Source organism: Chitinophagales bacterium, from assembly GCA_040877935.1.
GTDB lineage: Bacteria > Bacteroidota > Bacteroidia > Chitinophagales > CAIOSU01 > JBBDNB01.
The window spans coordinates 53,377-76,775 of record JBBDNB010000023.1; the positions used below are offsets into that span (position 1 = coordinate 53,377).

Here is a 23,399-nt window from a genome sequence, read left to right on the forward strand (position 1 = left end):
TATTTTTTCAACTAGTGTGGATTCAAACCTGTTTTGACAGTTAAACCCAAACGGTCAGACGGCCTTTTGCAGCTATTTAGTAGCCGTCAGACCGTTATTTGTAACTAACTAAAATGCGTATTTGTTTGCGTCAATCAATTTTGCCGCGACTCTTCTTCTGGCAGCAATGGTATTGAAAGGCTCAATTTTGGTAAATCTTTTCAATCCCATCAACATCATGCGTAGTTCATCGCCTTCGGCAAATCCAACAATGGCATGTTTTCCAGATATATTCATTTGCTCCAATGCATCTGATACATAGGTTTTGGTCATGTCCACATAAATGGCACAATCCTCTACACCTCTTGAAGCAATCAATTTTTCAGTCCTAAGAATGGCAGATTCAGCCGTGAAGATTTGCATCAAAACATCCGAAGTGTTCATCAGGATTTCCTGTTGCTTATCCAGCTTGTTCATGAATTTTTGTACAGCAGCACCGGCCACCATCAAAAATGCTTTTTTGGCATTTTTCAATGCTTTGCGCTCATTGGCAAATACACTGTCATCATCCTCTCCGCCAAAATCTGGCACTGACATCAATTCTTTTTGTACGGCCATTGCGGGAGACATCAAGTCTAATTCGCCTTTCATGGCTTTTTTCACCAACATGCCAACGGACAAAAGTCGGTTGATTTCGTTGGTTCCCTCAAATATTCTGTTGATCCTGGAATCACGGTAGGCACGAGCAGCAGGTGCTTCTTCTGAAAAGCCCATTCCGCCATATACCTGAACTGTTTCATCCACAACATAATCCAATGCTTCAGAGCCGAGCACTTTCAACATCGCACATTCAATACTGTATTCTTCGGCAGCTATCAACTTGGCCTCAACAGGATCTTTCCCATCTTCTACCAAATTTTCGATCATATCATTGATCAAACCTGAAGTGCGGTAAGTAGCAGATTCCACTGCATAAATTTTAATGGCCATTTCTGCCAATTTGTGCTGAATGGCACCAAAACTTGAAATAGCTGTGCCAAACTGCTCTCTTTCATTGGAATAGTTAATGGCCTTGGTAGCAGCAGCTTTTGCACCGCCCAATACCATTGCACACAATTTATAACGGCCAATATTCAATACGTTAAACGCAATTTTATGTCCTTTGCCAATTTCTCCCAATACATTATCAGCAGGAACTTCCACGCCTTCAAAAAACACCTGGCGGGTAGAAGAACCCTTGATACCCATTTTGTCTTCCTCGGCACCGAGCTTGATATTTTCAGCATCGGCATCTACAATAAAACCTGTGAATTTTTCTCCATCAATTTTTGCAAATACTATAAAAACATCTGCAAAGCCACTATTGGTGATCCACATTTTATTTCCCGTGATGGTATAATGTTTTCCATCGTCAGAAAGTATAGCTTTGGTTTTGGCAGCCAATGCATCAGACCCTGAACCTGGCTCGGTCAAACAGTAAGCAGCTTTTTTTACACCTGAAGCCAAATCCGGCAAATATTTTTGCTTTTGCTCTTCTGTTCCAAAATATAAAATGGGCAAGGTGCCAATTCCAGTATGGGCAGCCACGGCTACACCAAAAGAATGACTTTTTCCAATTTCCTCGGCCAATACGGAATCGGTATTGAAATCTACTCCAAGACCACCGTATTCTTCTGGAATTCCTGCTCCGAGCAATCCGAGTTCCCCGGCTTCATTCAAAAGACTAACGACTTTATCGTGATCGCCTTTGTCAATTTCAGGAACGAAAGGCCAAACTTTTTTCTCTACAAAATCGCTGGCCGTTTGTCCAAACATTTGTTGTTCTTCCGTAAGGTCCTCGCGAATGAAAATTGAGTTTGCTTCTGTTTCGGCAATGACAAATTCACCGCCTTTTAGTACTTTTTTCTTTTCTGCTACAGCACTCATTTTTATTTGTTTATTGGGTTATTTAGATATTTGTTTGTTGAATTAAGGTTTTACTAATCTTGAGCCTTCTTTGAAAAGCGGTCAGACGACCTGCTTATTGAGTTTCCAAAGTGTGAATAATTTGACAGATACCTATTTGAAAATTCGTCAGACCGCTGTGGTTCATAAAAGGGCAGGTTCCGATAGAACCTGCCCTTTTTATTATAATTAACTCAATCGCTCGTAAATTCCAGCAATTCCCTGGCCACCACCAATACAGGCTGTAACCATTCCGTATTTCTGGTTTCTTCTTCTCATTTCATTAATCAACTGAACTGTGAGTTTTGTTCCTGAACATCCCAGTGGGTGTCCAAGAGCAATGGCTCCTCCATTTACATTGATGATATCGGGATTCAATCCAGCTTCACGAATTACAGCCAAAGACTGTGCAGCAAAAGCTTCATTTAGCTCAATTTGCTCAATGTCGTTCAATTTCATTCCAGCTTGTTTCAAAGCTTTTGGAATGGCTTTTACCGGGCCCATTCCCATAATGCTTGGATCTAATCCAGCAGTAGCGGTAGTTACCATTCTTGCAACTGGCTCTAGGTTCAATTCTTTCACCATTTTTTCTGACATCACCAATACAAAAGAGGCTCCATCAGAAGTTTGGGAAGAGTTACCGGCAGTTACCGATCCGCCCAAAGAGAATGCAGGGCGCAATTTACCCAATACCTCTTTTGAAGTATCCGCTCTTGGCCCTTCATCGGTATCCACTGTATATTTTCTTGTTTTGCGCTTGTTGCCTTCCAAATAAGTTTCCTCAACTTCTACCGGAACGATTTCGTCTTTGAATTTCCCTTCCTTAATAGCAGCAATTGCTTTTTGATGAGAATTGTAGGCGAAATCATCCTGATCTTCTCTTGAAACTTTATATTCCTGGGAAATTTTCTCAGCCGTATGGCCCATTCCCAAATAATATTCGGGGTAATCTTTGGCTATTTCATAATTGGGTACGGTTTTGTATCCTACGGTTGGCACCAAAGACATGGATTCTGTTCCCCCGGCAATGATACATTCCGCCATTCCAGATTGGATTTTAGCAGTTGCCATAGCAATGGTTTCTACGCCCGAACCACAGTAGCGATTCACGGTAACACCTCCTACGCCAAGCGGAAGTGCTCTTACAGCAACCCAACGGGCCATCTGCAAACCTTGCTCCGCTTCGGGAACGGCATTTCCAACAATTAAATCATCAATTCTTTCAGGATCCAACTCTGGAACTTGAGCAGTAAGATGCTTGATAACATCTACGGCCAAATCAACCGGAGTAACAAATCTGAAGCCGCCTTTTTTGGCTTTGCCAACGGCTGTTCTGTATCCTTTTACTATATATGCATGTGACATGATTCTATCTTTTTTAAGTTTTTAAATTAGTTTCTCAATGGTTTGCCTGTTTTCAAAATACTTTGAACACGCTCCAAAGTCTTTTTCTCACCCAGCAATGACAAGAAAGCTTCCCTTTCCAAATCAAGCAAGTAAGTTTCTGAAACTTTGGTAGCTGCTGACAAATCTCCACCACTCATTACAAAAGCAATTTTATTTGCAATCTTCATATCGTGGGCAGATGCGTATTTTCCAAAATGGAAACCATAAGAGCCGGAGTAAAGTGGGCCTAAAGCCGTTTTACCATGAACTTTAATATCCGTTCTTTCAATCGGACGGGTATAGCCCAATTCAAATAGGCGGATCACCTCATTTTTGGCTTCTTTGATCACTCGGTCGCTGTTCACAACAATCAAATCCTCTTTTCTAAGGATGTCCATGTTTTTGGCCTCATAAGCTGAAGTTGCCACTTTGGCCGTAGCGATATTGATGAATTTTTCTTGCAAGCGATTCAACTCTACATCGCCACTTCTATATGTATCAGAAGCGCGCAAAGTAAATTCTTTGGTACCACCTCCGGCAGGAATTAGTCCCACACCAACTTCTACCAAACCAATATAGGTTTCAGCAGAAGCAACCACTTTATCTGAATGCATGGTCAGCTCGCAACCGCCACCCAAAGTCATTCCATGAGGACAAGCCACTACCGGTATATCTGAGTAACGTACACGCATAATGGTATTCTGGAACCTGCGAATGGCGAATTCCAATTCATCGAATTCCTGCTCAATGGCAAACATGAAAATCATGGCCAAATTCGCTCCAGCAGAAAAGTTAGAGCCATCATTACCCAATACAAGGCCTTTCCAACCTTCATTTTCTGCAATATCTATGGTTTTGTTGATGCCTTCCAAAACTTCACCTCCCAGTGAATTCATTTTGGTATGGAATTCCAGGTTCAGCACGCCATCGCCCAAATCGTGCAATGTAGCTCCCGAGTTGCTCCAAACTGGTTTTTGACCTCTGAGGTTGTCCAATTTGATAAATGCCTCTTGGCCGGGAATGGCTTTGTAAGATTTAGATTCCTGATCGTAATATTTTTTCACACCATCCACTACTTTATAGAAAGAAGTGTTTCCGCTTTCCAGCATTTCCTCTACCCATTTGGCAGGTGCTTTACCGGCTTCTTTCATGGCTTTTACGGTGCGTTCAACGCCCAATACATCCCAGATTTCGTAAGGGCCTAATTCCCATCCAAAACCAGCACGCAATGCATCATCTACTTTGTAAAGCTCATCTGCAATTTCAGGCACACGGTTAGATGCGTAAGCGAAAAGCATTTGCGAAAGCTTGTTCATAAATTCTGCCGCTTTGTCTTTTCCGGCATGTAGCGCTTTCAATCTTTCTTTCAATCCGTCCAAAGCCTTTGCTGTTTCTAGCGTTGCAAATTTTGCTCTTTGTTTGGGACGGTATTCCAATGTATTTAAATCAAGCGTAAGAATTTCTTTCTTGCCATCTGCATCTTTGGTTTTCTTGTAAAATCCTTGTCCGGATTTGTCGCCCAACCATTTGTTCTCAACCAATTTGTCAACGAAATCAGGAATTTTAAACAAATCCCTTGATTCATCTTCCGTGCAATCGTTGTAGGCATTGTTGGCCACTTTTACCAAAGTATCGATACCAACTACATCGGCAGTTCTGAAAGTAGCCGATTTCGGACGACCTGAAACTGGACCGGTCAATGCATCCACTTCCTCAATGGTCATGTCCATTTCTTTCATTACATGGAAAATGGCCATAATGGAGAAAACACCAATTCTGTTGGCAATAAAAGCGGGAGTGTCTTTACAAAGCACTGTGGTTTTGCCCAAATGCTTGCTTCCGTATTCCATAGAGAAATCCACAACTTCGGGAGCCGTTTCTGGCGTAGGAATGATTTCCAATAATTTCAAATAGCGTGGCGGATTGAAGAAGTGCCAGCCCAAAAAGTGTGTTTTGAAATCATCGCTTCTGTCTTCCAACATAGAATTGATTGGAATTCCAGAAGTATTGGAAGCTACGATAGAGCCTTTTTTTCTGTATTGATCAACCTGTGTAAAAACCTTCTTTTTAATATCCAGATTTTCAACCACTGCTTCCAGGATCAAATCTGCTTCTCCGATTTTCTCGAAATCATCCTCAAAGTTTCCAGTTTCTATTCTGCTGGCGAATGCCTTGTCATAAATAGCAGAGGGATTAGATTTTAAGGTAGAAGCCAATGCTCCATCCACAATGCTGTTTCTTGCTTTTTTGTCCGATTTTTTATCCTCTGGCAAATCTCTTGGCACGATATCCAAAAGCAGTGCTTCCACACCGATGTTTGCAAAATGACAGGCAATTCTTGAGCCCATCACGCCCGAACCAAGCACTGCAACTTTTCTAAGTTTGCGCGCTGAGGCTTTTAGGACTTTTGTTTTTTCTGTTACTGTTTCCATATTTTGAATCGATTTTTAATTTTTAAAGGGTCTCTAATTTACACATAATAATGCTTTATACCAAACGATTGTTTTATAACGCTATCTTATCCTTCTCAGTACGCGATGAAATGTATCGTACAAAAACCGGGGTTCATTGTAAATCCGCATCATCATCACTGCGCCTTCAATTTCTGAAACGCATTGCTCGGCTACCTCTCTGGCTCTTTCTTCTGAATATTTATGTAAAAATGCCTGGGTCAGCGCAGCGATCCAATCGTCAAAAAACAATTTGATCAGTTGTGAAAATTCCGGAATCAAGCGGGCTGTCTCTACGCCAATATTGCCCATAACCTGTCCTCTTTCATTGTCGATCAGCCATCTTTGGGTGGCTTTTCCCATATTGTAGAGCTTGTCTTCGCCCGACAAACCCTCCTCGTAAGCATAGAAAAACACTTCTTTGTTGAAATAGTGGTGTACTTGTTTCAGTACGGCTTTCATCAAGTCTTCTTTGCTGGGATAATAGTGGTACATGCTGCCTTTCAATATGCCGCAGGCTTCTGCAATGTCTGCCATAGTAGCATTGTAGTAGCTTTTTTCACTGAATATTTTCAATGCCTGGTTTAAAATAAATTCCCTACTGATTTTCTTTTTGGGCATATATTCTTTCTGCTTTAAAGGCTAATTTACTAAAATTCTCGTTATCAAACGATTGTTTGGTAAAAGTGTTTTGTTTGGCTTAAGGAAATAATGGAAGTGGGATTTGTTTTGAGAGGCTTAGATATCTATTTCAACCCCGTAATTTCCTGTGCAATTTGAACTGCATGATCCCTGCCATTTTCTATAAAAACGGATTCTGTTTTCTTCCCCGCTATAATGGTGCCGCATAGGTAGAGCTTAGGCACATTGGTTTCAAAAGTATTTTTATCAAATTTCGGGACTAGGGTTTCTGGATTTACTTCAACACCTGCATTGGTCAAAGGTGCTGTTTCTGGCAAATAGCCAATTAAGCTAAATACAAAATCAGCAGGAATAGAAGAACCTGTATTGGATTTTGTGTTTTTGACCATCACTTTATTGGGCTCAATTTTTTCTACCACCGTATTGAAGTGGACTTTGATTTTTCCTTCCTTGATCCTGTTCTTAATATCTGGGACCAACCAATACTTAGCCGTGGGCTTAAATTCCGGTTTTCTGACAATCATGTGTACTTCCACATTGTGCCGATACAGTTCCAAAGCTGCTTCTATGGCTGAATTGGCACCACCAATGATGGCAACTTTAGAAAAGGAATATTTATAGGGTTCATCGTAATAAGAGCTTACGTGGGGCAAAATTTCACCCTCAATATTGAGTTTTCTAGCTTGCTGAAAATAACCAGTGGCAATGATCAAATGTCTTGATTTATATGTTGCATGGCTTGTTTTCACTATGAATTCTTGTCCTTCCTTTTTATAGGAAATCACTTCCGTAAACAACTTAAAGCGCAAATTAAAATACGCTGCCGCTTTGCGGTAATATTGCAAGGCTTCGGTTCTGTCGGCTTTCACGTTTGAGGTTGGGAAAGGAAGTCCACCAATTTCAATATTATCGGCAGTGGAGAAAAAGCGCATACGCCTGGGGTAATTTCTTATTGAATTCGTTAAGCTGCCTTTCTCCAAAATCAAGGCATCTATGCCCCTTTTTTTCAGTTCAATAGCTACGGCCAAACCGCATGGTCCTGCTCCAATTATTATTACTTGTTCCATAGGGAAAATTATTCGCAGATAATAAGCCTTTGTTTGTGATTTTGTTTAGCGCTGACTAAAATAAAAAAGCGCAAAACCGGATATCAGTTTTGCGCTTAAAAAATTCGCTAATGAATTAAACATTATACAGGTCTTCTATTTCCTTGGCGTAGCGTTCATGAATTACTCTTCGCTTAAGCTTCATGGTAGGAGTCAATTCACCGCTATCTACCGACCATTCCTTGGGCAATAGTTTGAATCTTTTCACTTGCTCCCATTTGCCAAATTCATCATTGTATTTGTTAATTTCTTCTTCATAGGCCTGAAGCACTTTTTCATTTTTTACAACTTCTTCAAGCGAAGTAAAATCAACTCCATTGTTCTTGCACCAGTCCTTTAGTCCTTCAATAGCGGGAACCACTAGTGCAGAAACAAATTTTTGGTTTTCTCCGATTACAGCCATTTGCTCGATGAGCATACTTTCTTTCATTTTGTTTTCAATCACTTGTGGGGCTACATATTTTCCGCCAGAGGTTTTAAACAATTCTTTTACACGGTCAGTGATTTTCAGAAATTTGCCTTCTACAAATTCACCACAATCACCTGTATGCAGCCAACCATCTTTATCAATGGTTTCTGCTGTTTTATCGGGAAGGTTGTAATAACCCATCATTACATTCGGGCCTTTACAGAGGATTTCATTGGTTTCAGGATCAATTTTTACTTCTACACCTGCTATGGGAGTTCCAACCGAACCGAGCATATATTCACCTTCCTCAAATCGATTAATTGTTATCACAGGAGATGTTTCCGTTTGTCCATAACCCTGACGAACGGCAATTCCACCGGCAGAAAAAACTCTTTCCAAACGCAATTGCAATGCAGCAGCTCCGGTTACTATTCCTTCAATTTCCCCGCCCAGGGCTTCTTTCCATTTGCTGAATATCAATTTTCGGGCTATACCTAATTTAAAATTATAAAGAGCAGAATTTTCTCCTTTCAAATCGAATTGCATGCCCAGGTCTAAGGCCCAGAAGAATAATTTTCTTTTAAGCCCGGTCAGTTCCAATCCTTTATTGACAATCTTATCATACACTTTTTCTAGCAAGCGTGGAACAGTAGTAAAGAAATGTGGTTTCACTTCTTTCAGGTTTTCGCCCAAAGTTTCTAAACTCTCCGCATAATATACTGAAGCACCGATATAGAAATAAGAATAAATAACTACCCGCTCAAATATATGACAGAGCGGTAAAAAACTAAGTGTTCTTACATCCTGTCTGAGCGGCAATACATCAACTGCTGCCTTAACATTACTGACAAGGTTGTTATGTGAAAGCATTACTCCTTTCGGACTACCTGTTGTTCCTGAAGTATAAATAATAGTTGCTAAATCTTCAGGTTTTAAAGCAGCTTTTCTTTTTTTCACTTCTTCTTCTAATCCTGAATCTTCTCCAAGACTTAAGAATTCAGACCAGTTTTTACATCCATCAACTTTTTCAATGGAATAAATATCCTTAAGGCCTTCTACATGCGAAGGTAAATCTTTGACTTTTTCGTAGAGCTCTGCATCTTCTACAAATACCAATTTTACTGAAGCATCATTGAAGATGTATTTATAATCTTTTGAACTAATAGTGGGATAAACAGGGACATTTACTACACCTGCCTGCAACATACCAACATCAATGAAATTCCATTCAGGTCGATTGGTACTGACTATTGCAACTTTATCATCGGGTTGCAAGCCATATTTCACAAATGCTCTGCTTACTTTATTTACAATTTCATACACTTCTTTTGTGCTGTAGCTTTTCCATTGCCCTTCAACTTTGTAGCTAAGGCATTTTTCCTGTGGATTGCTTTCTAATTGATAAGGTAAAAGGTCTACCAGTCTACTTACTTCCATATCTTTTTTTTTGTTTGCTGTAAATATAAAATTATTAGTTAAAACATTAGAATAAATCTAAAACAATAAAAGGCTTATAATTCATTACATAATAGTGCAAATAAATAGAAAAACCGGAATTGACTGTTTGTTCCGGTTTTTCTTTATTATAATTATTGTTTGATCAATTTTTTCTGAACAGTACCCTTAGCCCCGGTCAGTTCAATAAAGTACACCCCTGCTGCCCATGATGCGGCAGAAATTGTTTTTTGTTCTACATTGGATTTCAGTTGTTCTTCATGCATTATTTTTCCCTGCATATTGTAAATGCGGAGTACATCAATTCGGTCAGTGCTTTCCCAGCTTATTACAAATTCTGACATTGTAGGATTAGGAAAAATGTCCAGGTACTGAAAATCGAGTTCATCAATACCTACAGGGTCTTCTGCTACATTCACCTGAACACTAACGCTTTGGTTACAACTGCCATCATTTGCAGTGACTGTATATTGACCTGTTTCGCTAACAGTAATTTCAGGGCCGGATTCTCCATTTGACCATGTATGATTACTCAAACCATTAGTGGATGCAGTGAGTGTAACACTTTCGCCAAAATCTAAATTTACGGTGCCTGAAGGTGTCACTGTCAAGGGATTGTCATAAACCACTTCCATAGTAAGGGAAACAGGGAGTTCTAATTCACCATTATTAAACCCAGGTATCAGTATATTAATTATTCCCTGCAGGCTTGCGGGTATTCCTTCCAATCCCAATACGGTGTTCATCTCAAGGCTATAAGTTCCGGCAGGTACACATGCTAACTGACCGCAAATACTAATACAGCCTCGGCCGGTAACCCCATCTACCAGGCCTGGATAATAAATATCTCCGGCTGCGGATTGGTCGCTTTCCCAGGAAAGTCCAGAAGGCAATTGATTGATATCATCAATACTCACATATTCAATAGTGATATTGTCAAATGCTCCTGGTATTGGAATAGGAATAGGTAATATTGATGTTATATCAAATTCATATGGAAAATTGAAGCTGAAATCGGTTTCGTATGACTGATTTGCTGTAGCAGTTGGCAATACACCTGGGCAAACAGCTTGTGTGGTAATAATATTGGGACAAGATTCATTTATTTCACAATCCTGGCAAACCTGAGGGCAATTGTTGTCAACTGTAACTGTAATTTGTTCAGTTGAAGAAGAACAACTGTCATTATAACCTGTAAGCGTAAATGTTGTTGTTGTATCAAGATAGAGCACTACAGGATTTGCCGCTGTAGAATCGCTGAGATTTGCTCCGGGACTCCAAGAATAAAAATCTGCTCCACTCGCTGAAATTTGTGTAATCTCATTTTCGCAAATAGTAATGTCAGCTCCTGCATCCGGTGCAAAATCCTGTATCTCTATACTATCGGTTTGCACACAAACATTTCCATTGATGGTATCTCTAACTTCTAATCCATAAACACCGACTGAATTCACCTGGATATTAATATTGCTGCCTCCATTGCTCCAGTTATATACTGAATGAGTATCATTGGCTACTAAATCGATTGTACCACCTGGACACAAATAATTCGCTGTACTTAGAATTTCGAGTGGTTGATACGGTGCATTAACAGTGAGTGCTACTTCAAAAGGCACTTCAAGAGAAATCGGGAATCCTACTACAGAAGCTGTATAATTTAACAGCAATTGAATAGTATATGTGCCATCACCGGCACATGGCACACCACAAACCTTAAAACAGCCGTATTGCGAAGCAGGGTCGTTTTCTTCCGGGTCAAATTGAGTTGCTGAAAGTGTATAATCCAAACCCTGCGGAAGTCCTGCAACGCCAATTACTTCTACATTAGTTACTTCAAGGCTAATTCCTATGCCTGGAATCACGAGACCTGTTACCATATTAAAAGTGACATCCTGATCGTAAGCAAATCCGGCATCTGCATCTGGAAGTATATCAGGGCAAACTGCTCCTGTAGGACCTGAACAATTGGTAGTATCTGTGACACATCCTACACATTGAGCATTGACTTTTATGCTAAAAATACAGAGCATAAAAAATGCAACTATTGAGATAAATTTAATTTTCATGATCTAAGACTTGTTGTTTGTTTATTAAAAAAAGGCGCAAGTGGTATTGCTTGCGCCTTAAAATTAAGCTATTGTTTAGAGATTAAAAAAGCCCGATTATTTAATAACGAGTTTTTCTATTACTCTACTTGATTCAGTTCTTAACTCAAGTATATATACTCCCTGGGAAACGCCATTCAAATCGATCGCTTTCCTGACATTTATGATATCGAGATTTTCCCTGTAAACCACTTTTCCACTCATGTCATAGGCACTTAATACACCATTTTCTCTTTTCTCTGTTTTAATATTCAGGTAGAAAAGTCCATCATTTGGATTAGGTATTACGCTGATACTGAAATCTGCATTGAAATCATTTATACCTACAGGAACAACTTCAACTTCTTTTTCTACTGTGTGTGTTCCACAATCATTTGTTACCGTAAGTTCTACCGTGTAAGTACCTTCTGCCGCATATTGATGTTGTGGATTTGCTTCCGTTGAAGTATTTCCATCCCCAAAATCCCAGGAATAAGATGTTATTGCTTCTGCAGAAGCATCATCAAAAGTGACAGTCAATTCTTCTCCAAGCGAAGATTCAAAATCTGCAACAGGATCTGTTAAAGGCATTAATTGTGCCTCAGAACAAACTGTATTGCCTAAAGAATCCACTACTCTTAATAGCACTACTGAATCAGGACCAACAACAATACTTGAATCCATTGCGCCATTGTCCCAATCAAAAGTATAAGGTGGATATCCGCCTGCACCAAATCCTGTAAGTGTTCCATTGGCACCATCACAGCTTGAACCTGTAAAGGCAGCTTCAAGTACATCACAAGATGCAGTTAGGTCATTGTTTCCACTTCTGTCAACAGCAGGGCAAGTTGTTGTTCCCGCATTTTTAACACGAAGCCAATACTCAAAATCAATTCCAAGTGAAGACCCCAACTGATCTTCTATTTGTTGTAGGAGCTCATCGGCTCTTCCACTAAATTCTTCTCCCTGTATTCCAAAAGCAGGAACAGAAATACTAATTGTGATGTAAAGCAATAGTTTATATTGTCCAACAGGATCTATAGTTGTTCCATACAATTCCAGGCAGCCAGTTGTGCCGCCATTGTATAATTGTGACGGATCGTCAAAGCGATAGGCAATTCCGCAAGGCAGGTTTTCGATATTGTCGATACGTAAAAAGTCAATCTCTGCAGTTATACCTAAATTTTGAATAGTAATTTGGGCAGGAACTTCCAGGTAAAGGTATTGCTGATAGAAATCGCCTCTGTTTACACAATTGATATTATCGGTATCAGGACTCAATCCCAAATTTCCGGTAGGCGATTGTGCTGAACAGGTAGCTGAAAGGGTGCAGAAAGCCTGTGAAACAATAGTTACAGATTGTGTATCTGCATCAGATCCACAATTGTTGGTAGCCGTTAAAATCACATCATAAGTACCGGCATTAATATAAGTTTTTACAGGGTCTGAAGCAGCACCGCTTGTATTGTCGCCATAGTCCCAGGAGTAAGATGTGGCATTTGTTGAGTTATTTGTAAAAGTTACCTGATTGCTATCTACCACAAATGAGAAACCTGCTGTGGGTTCAGGTATGATGGTAATTTCAACATCGCTGGTAGCTGTAGTGCTGCCATCATCTGCCGTTACGGTGTAATTCGTAGTAACAGTTGGTACTGCAATAGGAGCTTGTGTATTTGCATCGATAAGGGATGAGTCGGGATCCCAGCTATAAGTGTATGGCAATGTGCCTCCTGCTGCTGTTGCATAAAGCTCGACTGAATCACCGCCACAAATTTCACTTGTTCTTGACAATGCCTGAACTACAAAATCAGATGGATTTGGGCAGGGGTCGCTTGCTGTTAAATTCCATGCAGTAGCATCCAAAGTGTCAATAGCAGGACAGGGGGCTGCGGTTTCTCTAACTCTTAACCAGTAATTAAAATCTAATCCCAAGGATTGGCCGGCAGTAGCTTCAATTTGATCAATCAAATCAGTAGCTTCTCCCTGGAATTGTTGAGGGAAACCAGAAACGACTACTTCAACAGTTATATAAAGTAAAATCCTGTATTGTCCTGGAAAATCATGAGATGTGCCGTAAATAGAAATACAGGCCGAGTCCCCTCCTGCAATAGTATTGCTATTGGTACTTTGAGAGGTGTTTACCTGATAATCAAGACCGCAAGGCAAATTGATTATACTGTCAATGCGCAAAAAGTTTACAGTAGCTGTAAAGCCTGAAAGTGTAACCTCATCAAAGTTCTGAATATAAACGGTTTCAGAATAAGGCTGGCCTCTTTCTACACAATCCAGGTCTTCAGTAGGTGGTTGAATTGTAGGTTGACCAAAACTAACAGGGGTGCAATTTTGAGCATAAAGCCCGGTAGCCATAAAGGCAAATGTGAGTAATAAAAGGGTTAGTTTCTTTTTCATGATTATGGGTTTCATTTTGGTTTAGGGTAAAGAAAAATCAGGCGTAATTTACAAAAAATAATCTTCCGAATATAATAATAGTACAAGCTTAGAGTTGCGCCAATATTAAGAAGATAGTTTTTGTCCGAAAAAGGTTGCCTGAAAAATAAAAGGCTCCATAAAATTTTATGGAGCCTTTTCAATAAAATTATTCATAGATTACTTCTGAATCACCAACCTTTCAACATAGCTCAGCCCATCGGAACTGATGTGCAGGAAGTACATTCCGGCATTCAGGTGGTTGAAGTTCATACTTCTTTTGAATTCAACATTTTGGTTGGAAACACTTAGGATTTCCCAGTCATCCGATGACTATGACCCATTGGCTGCACATGTAGCTTGGGTTTGCACAAACTCTTTAGGCAGCAGTCATCGGATGACTTGTGATTCAATTGCTTTCCGGCCTGGTCTTTAGAAATTCCCACTGATGTGGCTGCAAGCCCAGAAATATCCCGCGTTTTCAGCCAGCCAACTGTCTCTGACAGTTCCGCATAGTTTAGATATAGTGCTTTAATCTCGCTTTCAGCGTATTTTTTAATGCATGTTTTTTTAAGAAAAACTGTCTGACAGTTTTTTCGCCAATTATCTTCATGCTTTTGCCTTCTTAAGCGAATGGGACAATTAAAAAAACATTATGCCGCAGTGCAAAAAAAAGCGGAAACCTTTCGATTTCCGCCTTTAGAATTGAATTTAAATTTGGACGACTTACTTTTGGATCACCAACCTTTCAACATAAGTCAGGCCATCGGAACTGATGTGCAGGAAGTACATTCCGGCATTCAGGTGGTTGAAGTTCATGCTTCTTTTGAATTCAACATTTTGGTTGGAAACACTTTCGGCATAAATCTCCTTGCCCTGCAAATCCATTAGCCTGAGACTGTAATTGCTTTTGATATCAGCAGATTTGATGCGTACTTCAAAAGTACCATTGTTGGGGTTTGGATAAACTTTTACATAATCCACCGCCTGGGAAAGATCGTTTACGGAAGTAATAATTACATCGACAGGTTCAGTATGATCATCAGAAGCGCCACAATCATCCGTAACAGTTAATACTACATCGTAAGTGCCTTCAGCAGTATAGGTATGCGTGGTTAATTCTCCACTTCCTGCTGCACTTCCATCACCAAAATCCCAGTCATAAATTAAGGTGGGAACACCAGTTGATGCAGAAGCATCAAAAGAAAACGCTCCGTTGCCATTATCGCTTACACCGAAACTTGCTGCTGGTCCGGTAATAACATTTACGTCAACAGAAGAAATTGTAGTATTACCGCAGGTATCGCTGACAGTAACATTATATGTTTCGGATGTTGCCGGGCTAGCAACAGGGTTTGCGACAGTATTACTATCTAAGCTATTTGAAGGATCAGACCATTCATAAGTATATGGCCCTCTGTTTCCAGAATCTGTAATATCTACACTTAGTGTAGTACTACCGCCAACGCATATATCGGGGTTATTGGCTAAAGCATCAGCTGTAAATTCTCCTCCTGTATTCGGGCAGTTGTCGCACTCACTAATAACAGTTAAATAATATTCCAGGCCAGCCTGACTGATGTCAAATCCTGAAAATGTTTGGGGAGAGCCAGCCACTTTTACCCAGGCAGTAGCATAAATTTCCAACACATAATCCATTGCTGGATCGGTTGTGCTGCCAGAGAATGTAACACAACCTGCACTTCCACCTTCAAACACACAATCTGACGGGGTGCAAGAGTAAGCAATTCCAGTAGGTCTGTTGTTGATAGAATCGATTCTAATACTATCGATGGTAACAGTAGTTGGACCGATTAAGGGAAGTGTAGTGTCAAAAGAAGCTGGCACATTTACCTGAACGGTTTCACTGTATGCTGTTCCATTATTAATTATACAGGGCAAATCTTCAGGTTGCGGATGAAAGCCATCGGCTGTAATACTTGGATCAGGGCATTGTGCAAATCCCCGCAGTGCAAAAAACAGGGTTAGACTGAAAAAAGTCAAAATAAAGCGTTTCATAATGTTGTTTGTTTGGGTTTGTAGAAAATGAAAGCGTTAAATTAATAAAAATCTATTTGTTCATACTATATTTTACCCACCATGTTTTCAGGCACTACCCATTTGTCAAATTCTTCTGCCGTGAGCAAACCGAATTCTAGCGCAGCTTCTTTTAATGTAGTGCCATCGGCATGTGCTTTTTTGGCGATTTTTGCCGCATTGTCGTAACCAATATGGGTGTTGAGTGCGGTAACCAACATCAATGAGTTTTGCAGGTTGCGCTTAATAAAAGTATGATTGGGTTCAATGCCTTTGGCGCAATTTTCATTAAAGGAAACACAGGCATCGCCTATCAATCTGGCAGAATGCAGAAAATTGGCAGCCATCATGGGCTTGAACACGTTCAGCTCAAAATGTCCGTTCATGCCACCGGCACTGATGGCCACATCGTTTCCAATCACCTGAGCGGCAACCATAGTAATGGCCTCGGCCTGTGTGGGGTTTACCTTGCCGGGCATAATGGAGGAACCGGGTTCATTGGCAGGGATGGTGATTTCCCCAATACCACTTCTGGGGCCTGAAGCCAACATGCGAATATCATTTCCGATTTTCATCAGGCTCACGGCCACTGTTTTCAATGCACCATGCGCCTCTACAATGGCATCATGGGCTGCCAATGCTTCAAATTTATTTTCGGCAGATTTAAATGGAATACCGCTCAACTCTGCAATTTTAGCAGCTACTTTTTCCGCATAGCCTTCAGGTGTGTTGATGCCCGTGCCAACAGCCGTTCCGCCCAGTGCCAATTCCGACAAATGCGCCAATGTGTTTTTTATAGCTCTTAGCCCATGATCCAATTGGGAAGCATATCCGCTGAACTCCTGTCCCAAAGTCAAAGGCGTGGCATCCATAAAATGTGTGCGACCAATTTTCACCACTTTCATAAATTCCTTTGACTTGGCTTCCAATGTAGCTTTCAATGCCTCAATGCCGGGAATGGTGGTTTCCAGCAGCATTTTGTAGGCAGCAATGTGCATCGCAGTTGGGAAAGTGTCATTGGAAGATTGTGATTTGTTGACATCGTCATTTGGGTGAATGGATTTTTGTTCATCACTTAAATCACCGCCATTCAAAACATGGGCGCGATTGGCCACCACTTCGTTTACATTCATATTGGATTGGGTGCCGGAGCCCGTTTGCCAAACTACAAGCGGAAATTGGTCATCGTGTTTGCCGGCTATGATTTCATCGCATACCTTGGCAATCAATTCCGCTTTTTTCGCATCCAATACGCCACATTCCTGATTGGTCAATGCAGCCGATTTTTTCAAAATGGCAAAAGCCTTGATGATCTCAAGCGGCATTTGCTGCCCTCCGATTTTAAAATTCTGGATACTTCTTTGTGTTTGTGCTGCCCAATATTTATCGGCAGGCACTTCAATCACTCCAATACTGTCTTTTTCTTTTCTCATAAGTATATTAAAATTTACAAAATATATTGTTCGGCTAAATATTTTGCTGGAAATAAATGCTGAAATGATATGTTTCTAATCGTGAATTTAGAGCTGAAGCAAATAGCAGATCTGACTTTTGTGGCTGAAAATCATCGAAAGGAAATGGAACCAAAACTATTGAGTGCCTAATCATTTAATGGTTCTCCATCATTTATTGAGTAAATACCCTCTTCGCTTTCCTTCAAAAAATCAAATGCTGGATTGTTCAATATGGATTTAAGCCATAACTTTTCCTCATCCGATTCAGAATTGTCATCAATAGAAATCATAGCCTTTGCTCTTTTATGATTTAATCAGCACAATTTGCAAATCACTTTCTTAAATGAAACTATTTTGATTTTGTAAAAGCTTCTGCCTTTTTTTTGAAGTATTCTTTTTCCTTCTCAAAATCCATATCTATTAAATCCCGATCCATTTTATCCCGGATTTTCCTCATTAATTTGACAGCATCAATGTTTTTTGATGAATCCTGTCTTTTTTTTTGTTTTCTGTCATCTGTTTTCATAATTCAATATTTCTCTTGGAGTTCTTATTTCTATGCTTTTATAGCCTTGCTGAATATTAACACCATTGTACAAATGAATTTTATTAAGATTGACAATATGTTTGAAATTCCAACTGGCCAGTACTTCAACTTGGTTAACTGTGGCTGTAGCTATGTGCCTGCAATCGGTTATGCTTTTGTGGCCTACAACATTAGAATTTAAATATTCATCAGCTAACTTGCGCGCATCACTATTGTACTCTACATAAATTTTGTTGTTTTCCTGAATTTTTTGAAGTATTTCCCTAATTCTTAGCGGAGCATTGCTTAATTCAGCATATAGTATTTCAGAAATTGCCAACTTAAATTCACCTCTTTCAACAGAGTTGAAAAACAATTTTGTCCAGTATTTAAACTCTTTGTCATAATAAGCTCCTACAACAGAAGTATCAATGTACACTTTTTTCATCATTTCTTTAGGGCTTCAATGTTAGCCAGGAATTTGTCATCTATCCAGCTTCTTATTCAAAGATAATTACAAATAATTCTTTCTTTCAGTTCTGTTTTGAACACGCAGTAAATAAATCAAACAAAAATCACTCCCCTTTAAAATTTGCTCTTCTTTTTTCCAGAAATGCACTGGCACCTTCCTGAAAATCCTGAGAACTGGCACAATTGGCAAATTCATCAATTTCGGTCTGGTATCCGTTTACACCATCTGTGTAGGCCGCATTTATAGCATTGATTACTCCGGCAATGGCAAGTGGTGCTTTGGCCGCAATTTTCTGGATGATCTCAATGGCCGAATCCACCAGTGAATCGTTGTGGCCCAATTTATTGACCAATCCCATTGCTTTGGCTTCTTGCCCGTTGATCATATCGGCAGTCATCAGCAATTCAAAAGCCTTTCCTTTTCCCAGCAGATGAGCCATGCGTTGCGTACCTCCATATCCGGGGACAATGCCCAGGTTGACTTCCGGTTGACCAAAACGGGCTGTTTCACCCGCAATGCGCATATGACAGGCCATGGCCAATTCACAACCACCGCCCAACGCAAAACCATTCACAGCTGCAATTACGGGCTTGGGGCAATTTTCTATTTTATTAAAAACACGGTGTCCTGCTTCTGAGAGCGATCTTGCATCAACAGAAGTCAAGCCGGTAAATTCGGCAATATCCGCACCGGCAGCAAAGGCCTTATTGCCCACTCCGCTGATCACAGCACCATTCAATTCCTTATTATCGTAAACTTCTTGAATGGCCTCGCCCAATTCCCTGATCAATTCCCGGTTCAAAGCGTTCATCTTATCAGGCCGGTTGATCAAAATCACCTGTACATTTTCCTTTTGCTCTACTTTCAGATATTCGTAACTCATGTTATTTTGATTTTTTGCAAATATAGGGAGAGCAATTGTTTTTTATAATTGCTCTTCAAAACAAAAACCTTCCTCTTAGGGTTATGGAAATTGTATTTTTGCTGTCAGGAATTTAAAATTACTCCAACTATTAATATAGAATTAAAAAAACAAAAACCTGTTTATGCTATTTGTTTCCAATAATAAATATTTTGTTTTATCATTTCTTTTAACCTGCTTTTTAAGCATCGGGGTAATCGCCCAAAGCCACAGAACCTGTGGTACTGATGATTTACTACAGGAATTAATCGATAAAAACCCACAGGTTGCCATTGATTTTGAAAAGATGCGAATGGATGCCCGCAGTTTTTCCCAAAATAATGTTTCGGCCAAATCACAGGCAGCTATTGTCATTCCCGTAGTAGTTCATGTTTATCACGATGATTCGGACAATACGGTGGGGCAGGGCACCAATATTTCGGATGCACAAATTCTATCACAAATAGAGGTTTTGAATAAGGATTTCAATGCGCAAAATGCTGATATAAGTGATGTCCCCGCAGTTTTTGAAGATGCTATTGGCAGCCTTGATCTTGAGTTTCGCATGGCAGAATTTGATGAACAGGGAAATGCCACTAATGGAATAACAAGAAATTCATTAAATGGGAATAACTGGACTGACACCTTCAAATCTGCCAGTATTTGGGATCCATCACAATACCTCAATATCTGGGTGACATCTATTTCAGGAAATATTTTGGGATATGCCACTTTCCCGGGCACTTCACCCGATGGTGATGGAGTAGTGATTGGTTACAGGTATTATGGCAAAACTCCCGATAATCCATTCAATACAAATTTTAACCTTGGAAGAACCGCTACACATGAAATAGGTCACTGGCTTGGTTTGGAACACACATTTGCTGGAAGTGCCTGTGCCGGAAATGACCCAGTAACCTGTACTTTTTCCGGAGACCGTATTTGCGACACCCCACCAATTGACGAGGCCAATTACGGTTGCAATTTCAGTCCCAGTCAAAACACCTGTACCGAAACACCCGTTGACTTACCTGATATGTGGATGAACTATATGGATTATTCCGATGATGCCTGTTTGTTTATGTTCACCGAAGGACAAGCTGATGTCATGCTGGGAGTATTGAATACGAGTAGGGCAAGTATAAAAACAAGCGATGGAGTTACGCCCGGCCCTTCCTATAATTTTACCGGTACAGTAAGGAATGCTTTAAACGGAGCGGGCGTGCCTTTTGCCAAAGTTGTTTTGAACAGCATTGGTGCGCGCTATGAAATCACCTGTGATGCCGATGGGCAATTCACTACTGGAAACACCTACAAATCAGGTACTTATGAGGTGTATGCCGGCAAATGGGGCTATATGACCAAATTGCACAACCCTTCATTTGATTTGCAGAGCAATACCAGCGGAATTGAAATTGAGATTGTCCCGGGAGTTTACTACGATGACTTTATCATGAATTTTGACTGGACAGTTTCAGGCAACGCAAGTACCGGTATTTGGGAGCGTGGAATTCCGATTGGAACTTCTTTTAATAACCAGCCCTCAAACCCTGGGGCAGATGTTGAAGAGGATTTTGGAAGTTTTTGTTTTGCTACTGGCAACGGTGGAGGACAAGCTGGTAATGATGATGTGGACGATGGAAATACAATTTTGACTTCACCTGTTTTTGACCCGAGCAATTATCAAAGGCCATATCTGAATTACTATCGTTGGTTTTTCAATGATGGGGGACAGGCAGGGAGCACTCCCGATGATGAGCTGATTATAAAGCTCTCCAATGGCAGTCAGACTGTAACACTTGAAACACTGGATTTCAATACTCAGGACGGCAACGAATGGGGATTTAATTCGGTGAATTTAAATTCTGTGATACAGGTCACTTCTACTATGCAATTGATTGTGGAAACTGCTGATCAGGTTGGTTCCGGTCATATTGTGGAAGCTGGTTTCGATATGTTTGTGGCCATTGATTCATCGAATTTGCCTACATCAATAAATACACCCGCAGCAGTTCAAAACAGCTCATCCATTTACCCCAACCCCAACAGTGGACAGTTTGTAATTGAATGGAAAGACCATGCTCCTAAATTGGCAGCCATCAAAATTTACAGCCTGGGCGGGCAATTGCTGATGCAAAAATATTATGGAAAGCTACAGAACAATAGGCTGGAAATAGATGCAGGTAAATTGAGCAGCGGCATGTATATTATAGAAGTATTTGATGGCGAAAATGCAGAACAACATAAACTGAGTATTTATTAAATTCGCATTTCCAATGTAACACATTAAATTATAGACACACATGATTTACGTAGTTTCCCCTGCCAAAAGTCTTGATTTTGAAAGTGACCCGAAAACAAATGAATACTCGGAAATACTTTTTCCTGATGCTTTTGAAAAGCTGAATGCTGTTCTGAAAAAGAAAAGCAGGAAACAGTTGTCGGAATTGATGAACATCAGCGAATCGCTGGCCAACCTGAATTACAATCGCAATCAAAACCGTTCATTGCCTTTTGATTCCAATAATGCCAAACAAGCTTTACGGGCATTCCAGGGCGATGTGTACCAGGGTATTGATGCAGATAACTTATCCGCTGCTGATTTAAAATATGCACAAAACCATCTGCGTATTTTATCTGGATTATACGGGCTGTTGCGTCCGCTGGATTTGATGCAGCCTTATCGCCTGGAAATGGGCACCAAATTGAAAGTGGGACAAAAGAAAAACCTTTACGAGTTTTGGGGCGACCAAATCACCCTGGCACTCAATGACGCTTTAAAAGGTCAAAAAGAAAAAGTGCTGGTCAACCTGGCGAGCAATGAATACTGGAAATCCGTTCAGCCCAAAAAGATTGAGGCAGAAATCATCACACCCCAATTCAAAGACTGGAAAGGGGACAAGTACAAAATCATTGCATTTTTTGCCAAAAAAGCCCGCGGCCTGATGTGTCGCTATATTATCCAAAACCGAATTGAGAAAGCGGAAGATATCAAAAGTTTTAATTTGGATGGCTACAGTTACAATGATCGCCTGAGCAAAGGCAAGGAATGGGTTTTTACCCGTGAGGGAAAACAATAATTTTTGTAGCTTCCATTTTGTATGGATGCTTTACTTGGTAAAATCAGGAATTGCAAAGAATGTGAACCGCACTTGCCTTTAGGGGCCAATCCAGTTTTAACTGCAAGTCCGAAAAGCAAACTGGTAATTATTGGACAGGCGCCAGGCAGAATTGTGCATCAATCCGGCATTCCCTGGGACGATAAAAGCGGGGATAACCTGAGAGCCTGGCTGGGCATTGATAAGGAGGTGTTTTACAATCCTGAAATAGTAGCACTTATACCTATGGGGTTTTGCTATCCTGGTACCGGCAAAAGTGGTGACCTACCTCCACGACCTGAATGTGCACCACTTTGGCACAAGGCTTTGCTCCAAAAAATGAATCCTGAATTAATCCTGCTGATTGGCAATTATGCGCAGAAATATTACTTAGGAAAGCGGGCTGAAAAAACGCTAACGGCTACAGTGAAAAACTTCAGAAATTACCTGCCCAAATATTTCCCTTTGCCACATCCATCGCCAAGAAACAACATCTGGCAGGCAAAGAACCCGTGGTTTAGGGAGGAGGTTTTGTCTGCGCTGGAAAAGAAAGTGAATGCAGTGCTGGAAATCTGATTTACCCAGACTTAAAATAGAATGTCCTTTAATTTATCGTCCTGATAACCTCTGTAGTCTTCATGAAATTGAATAAAAGCTTCTATCCCTGAAAACCATTCCAACACTTCATTTTTCTGTACCATAGTTGGCTTATCACTGATGATAGCATTGTAGGAGCTAAATTTCCAATCTTCAAATCTATAACATAAACCTGCTTTAATTGGATTGTAATGAATATAAGCGATAATAGCAGAATAATAATCTTGATCAGCGATTTCTTTTCTTCTAAACTTTTTTTTGAAATAAACTACCAGTTCTGTTTTGTTGCTTGTTAATGGCTTTAGAATATGTCATGAAAAACACCCTAAAGGCTTCTCTTAAAATTTCTGAGTCAACTTCATTTATCCTGACAAAAAAATGGAAGTGGTTTGGCATCAAACAATACGAAAACATGTCTAAATAATCATTTAA

Annotated in this window: 18 protein-coding genes; 3 read left to right on the forward strand and 15 right to left on the reverse strand. The window is 40.2% G+C overall.

From position 1 onward, the window contains the following. Positions 1-108 precede the first annotated feature (108 nt). From WD048_05875 to WD048_05945, 15 genes are all read right to left on the reverse strand, one after another. Positions 109-1,905 carry an acyl-CoA dehydrogenase family protein gene (locus WD048_05875; GenBank protein ID MEX0811725.1) on the reverse strand — a complete coding sequence of 599 codons (1,797 nt, stop codon included), beginning with the start codon at positions 1,903-1,905 and terminating at the stop codon, positions 109-111. 207 nt (positions 1,906-2,112) lie between these two features. After that, on the reverse strand, positions 2,113-3,288 hold the full coding sequence (locus WD048_05880; protein ID MEX0811726.1) for an acetyl-CoA C-acyltransferase: 1,176 nt from the start codon (positions 3,286-3,288) through the stop codon (positions 2,113-2,115). 26 nt (positions 3,289-3,314) lie between these two features. Then, positions 3,315-5,741, reverse strand: coding sequence for a 3-hydroxyacyl-CoA dehydrogenase NAD-binding domain-containing protein (locus tag WD048_05885; GenBank protein MEX0811727.1), 2,427 nt, complete (start codon positions 5,739-5,741; stop codon positions 3,315-3,317). An 81-nt stretch (positions 5,742-5,822) separates the two neighbouring features. Beyond that, entirely contained in the window at positions 5,823-6,380 is a 558-nt protein-coding gene (locus tag WD048_05890; protein MEX0811728.1) for a TetR/AcrR family transcriptional regulator, read from the reverse strand. 125 nt (positions 6,381-6,505) lie between these two features. Then, positions 6,506-7,468, reverse strand: coding sequence for a YpdA family putative bacillithiol disulfide reductase (locus WD048_05895; protein MEX0811729.1), 963 nt, complete (start codon positions 7,466-7,468; stop codon positions 6,506-6,508). A gap of 115 nt (positions 7,469-7,583) precedes the next feature. Further along, a complete protein-coding gene (locus WD048_05900; GenBank protein ID MEX0811730.1) occupies positions 7,584-9,353 on the reverse strand; it encodes a long-chain fatty acid--CoA ligase in 1,770 nt (589 codons plus the stop codon). A gap of 152 nt (positions 9,354-9,505) precedes the next feature. After that, positions 9,506-11,437 (reverse strand): T9SS type A sorting domain-containing protein, encoded by a 1,932-nt coding sequence (locus tag WD048_05905; protein ID MEX0811731.1) that lies wholly within the window; start codon positions 11,435-11,437, stop codon positions 9,506-9,508. A 96-nt stretch (positions 11,438-11,533) separates the two neighbouring features. Then, positions 11,534-13,864: a PKD domain-containing protein gene (locus WD048_05910; GenBank protein ID MEX0811732.1), complete on the reverse strand. Its 2,331-nt coding sequence runs from the start codon at positions 13,862-13,864 to the stop codon at positions 11,534-11,536. A 198-nt stretch (positions 13,865-14,062) separates the two neighbouring features. Then, the gene (locus WD048_05915) at positions 14,063-14,197 is read right to left on the reverse strand and encodes a T9SS type A sorting domain-containing protein (GenBank protein MEX0811733.1); all 135 of its coding nucleotides are present in this window, start codon (positions 14,195-14,197) and stop codon (positions 14,063-14,065) included. A gap of 411 nt (positions 14,198-14,608) precedes the next feature. After that, positions 14,609-15,901, reverse strand: a complete 1,293-nt coding sequence (locus WD048_05920; protein MEX0811734.1) for a PKD domain-containing protein — start codon at positions 15,899-15,901, stop codon at positions 14,609-14,611. Positions 15,902-15,966: 65 nt separating this feature from the next. After that, positions 15,967-17,352 carry a class II fumarate hydratase gene (gene fumC / locus WD048_05925; GenBank protein ID MEX0811735.1) on the reverse strand — a complete coding sequence of 462 codons (1,386 nt, stop codon included), beginning with the start codon at positions 17,350-17,352 and terminating at the stop codon, positions 15,967-15,969. A 167-nt stretch (positions 17,353-17,519) separates the two neighbouring features. Then, positions 17,520-17,663, reverse strand: a complete 144-nt coding sequence (locus WD048_05930; protein MEX0811736.1) for a hypothetical protein — start codon at positions 17,661-17,663, stop codon at positions 17,520-17,522. Between the two features lie 59 nt (positions 17,664-17,722). Beyond that, the gene (locus WD048_05935) at positions 17,723-17,899 is read right to left on the reverse strand and encodes a hypothetical protein (GenBank protein MEX0811737.1); all 177 of its coding nucleotides are present in this window, start codon (positions 17,897-17,899) and stop codon (positions 17,723-17,725) included. Beyond that, positions 17,886-18,350 carry a PIN domain-containing protein gene (locus WD048_05940; GenBank protein ID MEX0811738.1) on the reverse strand — a complete coding sequence of 155 codons (465 nt, stop codon included), beginning with the start codon at positions 18,348-18,350 and terminating at the stop codon, positions 17,886-17,888. Before WD048_05940 ends, WD048_05935 begins: the two co-directional genes overlap by 14 nt. A gap of 124 nt (positions 18,351-18,474) precedes the next feature. Next, positions 18,475-19,254 (reverse strand): enoyl-CoA hydratase-related protein, encoded by a 780-nt coding sequence (locus WD048_05945; protein ID MEX0811739.1) that lies wholly within the window; start codon positions 19,252-19,254, stop codon positions 18,475-18,477. 163 nt (positions 19,255-19,417) lie between these two features. Here WD048_05945 and WD048_05950 point away from each other — a divergent pair, with 163 nt between their 5' ends. The 3 genes from WD048_05950 to WD048_05960 are packed head-to-tail and all read left to right on the forward strand — an operon-like array spanning position 19,418 to position 22,946. Beyond that, positions 19,418-21,535 (forward strand): M43 family zinc metalloprotease, encoded by a 2,118-nt coding sequence (locus tag WD048_05950; GenBank protein ID MEX0811740.1) that lies wholly within the window; start codon positions 19,418-19,420, stop codon positions 21,533-21,535. A 40-nt stretch (positions 21,536-21,575) separates the two neighbouring features. After that, positions 21,576-22,352 (forward strand): peroxide stress protein YaaA, encoded by a 777-nt coding sequence (gene yaaA / locus WD048_05955; GenBank protein MEX0811741.1) that lies wholly within the window; start codon positions 21,576-21,578, stop codon positions 22,350-22,352. A gap of 21 nt (positions 22,353-22,373) precedes the next feature. After that, on the forward strand, positions 22,374-22,946 hold the full coding sequence (locus WD048_05960; protein ID MEX0811742.1) for a uracil-DNA glycosylase family protein: 573 nt from the start codon (positions 22,374-22,376) through the stop codon (positions 22,944-22,946). The last annotated feature ends 453 nt before the right edge of the window (positions 22,947-23,399 follow it).

Bases quoted from the DNA above. Each gene is read 5' to 3' on its own strand.
- WD048_05945 (MEX0811739.1), bottom strand. From the start codon at position 19,254: ATGAGTTACGAATATCTGAAAGTAGAGCAAAAGGAAAATGTACAGGTG.
- WD048_05875 (MEX0811725.1), bottom strand. From the start codon at position 1,905: ATGAGTGCTGTAGCAGAAAAGAAAAAAGTACTAAAAGGCGGTGAATTT.
- WD048_05930 (MEX0811736.1), bottom strand. From the start codon at position 17,663: ATGATTTCTATTGATGACAATTCTGAATCGGATGAGGAAAAGTTATGG.
- yaaA (MEX0811741.1), top strand. From the start codon at position 21,576: ATGATTTACGTAGTTTCCCCTGCCAAAAGTCTTGATTTTGAAAGTGAC.
- WD048_05900 (MEX0811730.1), bottom strand. From the start codon at position 9,353: ATGGAAGTAAGTAGACTGGTAGACCTTTTACCTTATCAATTAGAAAGC.
- WD048_05890 (MEX0811728.1), bottom strand. From the start codon at position 6,380: ATGCCCAAAAAGAAAATCAGTAGGGAATTTATTTTAAACCAGGCATTG.
- WD048_05935 (MEX0811737.1), bottom strand. From the start codon at position 17,899: ATGAAAACAGATGACAGAAAACAAAAAAAAAGACAGGATTCATCAAAA.
- WD048_05960 (MEX0811742.1), top strand. From the start codon at position 22,374: ATGGATGCTTTACTTGGTAAAATCAGGAATTGCAAAGAATGTGAACCG.
- WD048_05910 (MEX0811732.1), bottom strand. From the start codon at position 13,864: ATGAAAAAGAAACTAACCCTTTTATTACTCACATTTGCCTTTATGGCT.
- WD048_05950 (MEX0811740.1), top strand. From the start codon at position 19,418: ATGCTATTTGTTTCCAATAATAAATATTTTGTTTTATCATTTCTTTTA.
- fumC (MEX0811735.1), bottom strand. From the start codon at position 17,352: ATGAGAAAAGAAAAAGACAGTATTGGAGTGATTGAAGTGCCTGCCGAT.
- WD048_05920 (MEX0811734.1), bottom strand. From the start codon at position 15,901: ATGAAACGCTTTATTTTGACTTTTTTCAGTCTAACCCTGTTTTTTGCA.
- WD048_05940 (MEX0811738.1), bottom strand. From the start codon at position 18,350: ATGATGAAAAAAGTGTACATTGATACTTCTGTTGTAGGAGCTTATTAT.
- WD048_05880 (MEX0811726.1), bottom strand. From the start codon at position 3,288: ATGTCACATGCATATATAGTAAAAGGATACAGAACAGCCGTTGGCAAA.
- WD048_05895 (MEX0811729.1), bottom strand. From the start codon at position 7,468: ATGGAACAAGTAATAATAATTGGAGCAGGACCATGCGGTTTGGCCGTA.
- WD048_05905 (MEX0811731.1), bottom strand. From the start codon at position 11,437: ATGAAAATTAAATTTATCTCAATAGTTGCATTTTTTATGCTCTGTATT.
- WD048_05885 (MEX0811727.1), bottom strand. From the start codon at position 5,741: ATGGAAACAGTAACAGAAAAAACAAAAGTCCTAAAAGCCTCAGCGCGC.